We start from the raw sequence: 3,025 nt of genomic DNA, 5'->3' as shown, positions 1-3,025 counted from the left end.
CCATGAGTAGCAGACCCGGACCCCGTGATCCCGAAGCCAGGCGATCTCACGGTAGCGGAGCTCGTGCACGGATTCCGGCGCAATCACCGTAGGCCTCGCGAACAGCAAAACCAGGCGCGCGAAACTGACGACGGAGCAGTTGGAGCGGCTGGCCGCCCTCGGCCTGGATTGGGCAGCAGCACAGACCACGGCGTAACACTGCTGGGCGGGTGCCGGTTCAGTGGGCGTCTTTGCGGCGCGCCCGAGTAATCACCACCATGACACTACCGGCTGCGGCTAGAAGGGCTGCCGATCCGATGAGGACTGGCGTGGTCCGGTCGCCTGTGTCGGCAAGACGCGGCCCGTGGTCCGGTACGTCATGCCCCTCACGGCCCCCGTCGCTACGACCATGCTCTCGGTCACCACGGCCGTGATCCCGCCCGTCGCCATCCCACCAATCACGACCCTTGTCCCGGCCTCCCTCCCCAGGTCTCCCGCCCTGACCCGTGACGCGAATACGGGCCGACAAAACCAGATCTGGATCCCTGGCTTCCAAACTGAAGGTGTGCTCCCCGGGCTTGGTCCGCCGGGGAATCGTGACAGTCCCTTCCACTTCGCCTTCCTCATCAGCGGTAAACCTGCCCAGAACCACGCGGCGCGACTGCAGCGTGGCCGTCGCTACCTGTCCAGGCTGGAACCCGTTCGCCTCAAAACTCAGGCTCCCTCCCGACGCGACCACCGTGGTACTCACAGTCACAAGCGGACCGGGCGGATACTGCGCAGCAGCCGGATTCGCAGAGATGAGAGGCACGGCCCCGGCCACAGCCAGCACGCCCACCGCTGACGCGGCCCTTCGCCACATGCTTGAGCCATCCATCTTCTCCACACTCCTTAGAATCGCGAGCTCACTTCAGAGTCATCACCCACCAGACACATACATAACGACTCATCCAACCCGACAACCCCAAAAAATTAAGAGTGGCCCGCGATCGGCCCAAAGCGGCGCGAAAGCACGAGTGCTGACGAGGTATCTCCAGCAGCGGCCAGCGCCCTACTGCTCCGCCTGCGAGGCCGCTGAAAGCGGGTCTCATTCATCCCAGTGGAAGTGTGTGAGGAGGCTCCTGAGGTAGTCCAGAGCCCCGACCTGCCCATCACAGCCTCCAGGGCGCCGTCAGCGGGGGTGCGCGGCCTGGCGCAGTACAAGGCGCATACCGGCACCGTGGGCCCGGTCAGCCGCTCATGGGTCGAGACCCTCGAGGACGGGACCGAGGTCAAACTCGGCGTGTTCCTGGCGAACAGCAAAACCAGGCGCGCGAAACTGACGCCGGACAGTTGGAGCGGCTGGCCGCCCTGGGTCTGGACTGGGCAGCAGCGCAGGCTTCGGCGAGCGCTGCTGGGCGGGTGCCGGTCGTAGCGGGCCCTGACGCCGAGGAGGCGTCCGGGTAGCTACCGCTTGGGCGATGCAGCCGAAAGCCGTCCCTGTGTTGCCCCCGCGGTTCAGGTGCTGCCCACGGGTGGGGCGGCACCTGAAGGGGGCCCGGCAGCTGTGCCCGAAGAACGTCCCCAAGGCTGTTGGGTGAGGTCCGGAGCGGCTGTTCCGGATGGATGCGTTCCACGGGGGTCACCCGGGAGGAGCCGGGGTGGTGTGAGCCACGGCGAGCCGGTGGGCTTGCCTTGGCGTGTTCCCCGCCCCGGGCCGCAGGAGGAGAGCGAACCGGGGGCCGTGCTGGAGGGGGCTTAGTTGGTGCAGCTGTCTGCGGTGGCCTGGTTGAGCAGGCTGATCACGCCCAAGGTGGTTCCGCAGACGTCGGCGGGCACGTGCGCGGGGACGTGGAGGGTGTTACCGGTGGTGATACCGGGGCTGTTAGTGGCCGCGTTCACGGCGCCGGAGTCCGCCGCGGCACTGCCGACACCGGCGAGGACACCCGCCACGGTCAAAGCCGACACTGCGTACGCGGTTCGCTTGCTCATGGGAATCTCTCTCTGAAGCTGACAAAACAACGAGCACGATCCCACCGCGGCAACCCACCCAAAGTCCGGTATTTTCACCGGAAAGCAGCGTGTCGGGGCAAAGGCTCCACGACAGCAGTCCAGGAACAGAACCTTTGGCCATCTGGACCTGTTGTACACCTGGCCGCCCGACCGGGGCCGCCCCAGATAAGCCGGCCGGCCGGTCCGGTCCGGGCGGTTACAGGCGCCGTCCGAGGAGCCGGTCCAGCCGGGCGGCGCGTTCCGGGTTCTGCTCGCGCATCATGCGCAACCGGCGCTCTCGCTCCGCCTGGTGGTGGTCCTGGGTGGCTTGTTCGGCGGCGGCGAGACGCTCGGGGGTGACGCCGAAGACGGGCGGCGCCCACTCCTGCCAGGCAACCCAGCAGCCCCGTGTCCAGTCGTAGTGGCTCCGGCCGCGGTGCCCGGTAATCTCCACCTGCCGATACGTCGCCTCAGACATGCCCAGTGCCTGCGCCATCTGTGCCCGGTTGCGTCCACTCCAGACACGCAGATGCGCCAGGCGCTCCCGCTCCACCGTGCACAGCTCGGCCGGCTCAACACCCACAGCACGAGCGAGACGCAATAGGATGCCCGGGCGGGGCACCCGGCTGCCCGCGAAGTAGAGACCCGCGCGTTCGCTCACGCCGACAACTTGGGCGATCCGGGCGACCGAAAGGCCCGCAGACAACCGCGCGGCACGAAGTTTCGCCGCATCAAAGCCGTACTCAATCTCGCTCACAGAACCTCTCCTGGGTAGTGCCAGGAGGCTTGTTCACCCTGAACGTTCCTCCACAGTCCCCCGCCATTCACTGAATGACCGCAAGGCCGCGAAGTTAAGCGTTGATCGCGTACGTCAATGCATTTGGCTTCGGCGTTGCGGTCGGCTCTGGCGGGTCCGGGAGCAGGGTGTAGGCGCCGTGCCTGGCCTTGGCGATCCGTCCTTGTCGGGACCAGGTAGCCATTTAGAACTCCTAACAAAGGCGTTGGACGTGTCGGTGGGTGATGAGGCAGGTGGCGAGTCCGAGGAAGGCTTCGTGGATGTCGTCGCGTCGTTCCC

At 66.6% G+C, this 3,025-nt stretch carries 2 protein-coding genes; both read right to left on the bottom strand.

Features of this window, described 5'->3' with window-relative positions:
* Window positions 1-1,716 precede the first annotated feature (1,716 nt).
* Window positions 1,717-1,950: a chaplin gene (locus ABZ532_RS31440; RefSeq protein WP_361291382.1), complete on the bottom strand. Its 234-nt coding sequence runs from the start codon at window positions 1,948-1,950 to the stop codon at window positions 1,717-1,719.
* Between the two features lie 217 nt (window positions 1,951-2,167).
* Window positions 2,168-2,707 (bottom strand): helix-turn-helix transcriptional regulator, encoded by a 540-nt coding sequence (locus ABZ532_RS31435; protein WP_361291379.1) that lies wholly within the window; start codon window positions 2,705-2,707, stop codon window positions 2,168-2,170.
* Between the last annotated feature and the right edge of the window lie 318 nt (window positions 2,708-3,025).

It is taken from the genome of Streptomyces sp. NPDC019396 (genome assembly GCF_040632375.1).
Lineage (GTDB): Bacteria > Actinomycetota > Actinomycetes > Streptomycetales > Streptomycetaceae > Streptomyces.
This window is presented reverse-complemented; position numbering and strand designations above follow the sequence as displayed.

Coding starts and splice junctions, on each gene's coding strand:
- ABZ532_RS31440 (WP_361291382.1), bottom strand. CDS start 1,950: ATGAGCAAGCGAACCGCGTACGCAGTGTCGGCTTTGACCGTGGCGGGT.